At 66.4% G+C, this 2654-nt stretch carries 3 protein-coding genes; 2 read left to right on the top strand and 1 reads right to left on the bottom strand.

Annotation, left to right across the window (positions count from 1 at the left end):
* A partial coding sequence (locus AB4Y84_RS18830) for a BCCT family transporter (RefSeq protein WP_442250649.1) occupies positions 1 to 681 on the bottom strand: 681 nt, incomplete at its 3' end.
* Positions 682 to 851: 170 nt separating this feature from the next.
* On the opposite strand from AB4Y84_RS18830, the gene betI reads away from it, so the two are divergent.
* A complete protein-coding gene (gene betI / locus AB4Y84_RS18825) occupies positions 852 to 1442 on the top strand; it encodes a transcriptional regulator BetI (protein ID WP_442250648.1) in 591 nt (196 codons plus the stop codon).
* Between the two features lie 41 nt (positions 1443 to 1483).
* Positions 1484 to 2654, top strand: a 1171-nt coding sequence (gene betB / locus AB4Y84_RS18820; RefSeq protein ID WP_442250647.1) for a betaine-aldehyde dehydrogenase, incomplete at its 3' end; no start/stop codon positions are given.

Raw genomic sequence — 2654 nt, 5'->3', positions numbered from 1 at the left:
GTGGAACAGGTAGACCAGGCCGGACTGCACCACCAGCGCACCGATGCCGAGGTTGGTGACCATCGAGATCAGCGTCGCGAGGATGCCGAAGCCATCCACCATGTCACCGATGCGGCCATGGATACGCTCGCCGAAGATCGGGTACAGCGCCGAACGCAGGGCCAGCGGCAGGTTGCGGCGGTAGGCGAAGTAGCCCAGCGCCACGCCGACCAGCGCGTACAGCGCCCAGCCATGCAGGCCCCAGTGCAGGAAGGTCAGCACCATCGCTTCGCGGCCGGCAGCGACCGTACCGCCGGGCTGCCCGGGCGGGTTGAGGAAATGATCGAGCGGCTCGTAGGCGCCGTAGTACAGCAGCGCGATGCCGATGCCGGCCGAGAACAGCATCGACACCCAGGCCACGTAGCCGAAGGCCGGCGATTCCTCGTTATGGCCCAGGCGGATGCGCCCATATGGCGAGAACGCCAGCCACAGCACGAAACCCAGGCAGGCCACGATCAGCAGCATGTACCACCAGCCGAACGCCGCCGAGACCTCGGCCTGCGCCCATTGCAGCCAGTGCTCGCTGGCCTCCGGGAAAAAGACGGTCAACGCACCGAGGATGCCGATGGAGACCGACGAACTGAAGAACACGAAACGGTTCAAGCGCAGGGGCGAGCGCTTGGGATGAGCCAGGGAAGACATGGGGTCGTCTCATCAGTCCAAGGGGGCACATGGGCGGGGCCGGACCGGAAACCGGGCCCATGGCGTGGGGGCGCGACCGGCATCGTAGGGTTTATTGATTGAACGTTCAATCAATAAAAAGTATGATCTTCACCAGCCCGGCAGTCCGGGTCGCAATCCGTGGAGAGACAATGCCGAAGAAAGGCGTGGAACCGGTCCGCCGCGAGCAGTTGATCCGGGCCACTTTCCAGACCATCGACGAGATCGGCATGGCCGATGCCACTGTCGCCACCATCGCAAAGAAGGCCGGCCTGTCCAGCGGCATCGTCGCCCACTACTTCGGCGACAAGGACGGCCTGCTCAATGCGGCGATGCGGCAGATCCTGCGCGAGCTGAAGGCCGCCGTCGCCCGCTATCGCGACGCCGCGCCGGATGACGCACGTTCACAGCTTCGCGCCATCGTCGATGGCAACTTCGACGACAGCCAGACCAACGGGACCGCCATGCGTGTATGGCTGACGTTCTGGGCCGCGAGCATGCACCAGCCGGAACTGACCCGGCTGCAGCGCGCCAACGACCAGCGACTGTTCTCCAACCTCTGCCACCAGTTCAACCGCCAGTTGCCGCATGCGCAGGCACGCCTGTCCGCACGCGGACTGGCCGCGATGATCGACGGCCTGTGGCTGCGCGGCAGCCTGGTCGGTGGTGACTTCAACGCCGACAAGGCCCGCYGCATCGCCTACGGCTACATCGATTTCCAATTGCAGGCCAACGCGCCCTGAGCGCGCCAGGCCCCCGCCCCACCCCTTCCAGGAGTACGCCGATGACCACCCTGCCCGTGCAACAGCTCTACATCCACGGCCGCCGCGTCGACGCCACCAGTGGCAAGACCTTCCAGACCATCAACCCGGCCACTGGCCAGGTGCTTGCCGACGTACAGATCGCCAGCCAGGCCGATGTCGAGCGCGCGGTTGAAAGCGCGAGCGAAGGCCAGAAGGTGTGGGCAGCGATGACCGCGATGGAGCGCTCGCGCATCCTGCGCCGYGCCGTCGAGATCCTGCGCGAGCGCAATGACGAGCTGGCCCACCTGGAAACCCTGGATACCGGCAAGGCGCTGGCCGAAACCACCACGGTGGACATCGTCACCGGCGCCGACGTGCTGGAGTACTACGCCGGCCTGGCCACCGCCATCGAAGGCATCCAGCTGCCGCTGCGCGAATCGAGCTTCTTCTACACCCGCCGCGAGCCGCTGGGCGTGGTCGCCGGCATCGGCGCCTGGAACTACCCGATCCAGATCGCCATGTGGAAGTCGGCCCCGGCGCTGGCCGCCGGCAACGCGATGGTCTTCAAGCCGTCTGAAGTGACCCCGCTGACCGCGATCAAGCTGGCCGAGATCTACACCGAGGCTGGCGTGCCGGACGGCGTGTTCAACGTCGTGCAGGGCCCGGGCCGCGAGATCGGCAACTGGCTGACCGAGCACCCGGTGATCGAGAAGATCTCCTTCACCGGCGGCGTGGCCACCGGCAAGAAGGTCATGGCCAGCGCCGCGTCCTCGTCGCTGAAGGAAGTGACGATGGAACTGGGCGGCAAGTCGCCGCTGGTGATCTGTGACGACGCCGATCTGGACCGTGCCGCCGACATCGCGGTGATGGCCAACTTCTTCAGCTCCGGCCAGGTCTGCACCAACGGCACCCGCGTGTTCGTGCCGCGCAGCATGCTGGCCGCGTTCGAAGCCGCGGTGATCGAGCGCGTCAAGCGCATCCGCATCGGCGACCCGATGGCCGCCGAGACCAACTTCGGCCCGCTGACGAGCTTCCCGCACATGGAAAACGTGCTGCGCTTCATCGAAAGCGGCAAGAGCGAAGGCGCGCGCCTGCTGACCGGCGGCGGTCGTGCCACCGACGGTGCCCTGGCCGACGGCGCCTACGTGCTGCCGACGGTGTTCTCCGACTGCCGCGACGACATGACGATTGTCCGGGAAGAAATCTTCGGAC

The organism is Stenotrophomonas sp. 2YAF22, assembly GCF_052114665.1.
Lineage (GTDB): Bacteria > Pseudomonadota > Gammaproteobacteria > Xanthomonadales > Xanthomonadaceae > Stenotrophomonas > Stenotrophomonas indicatrix.
This window is presented reverse-complemented; position numbering and strand designations above follow the sequence as displayed.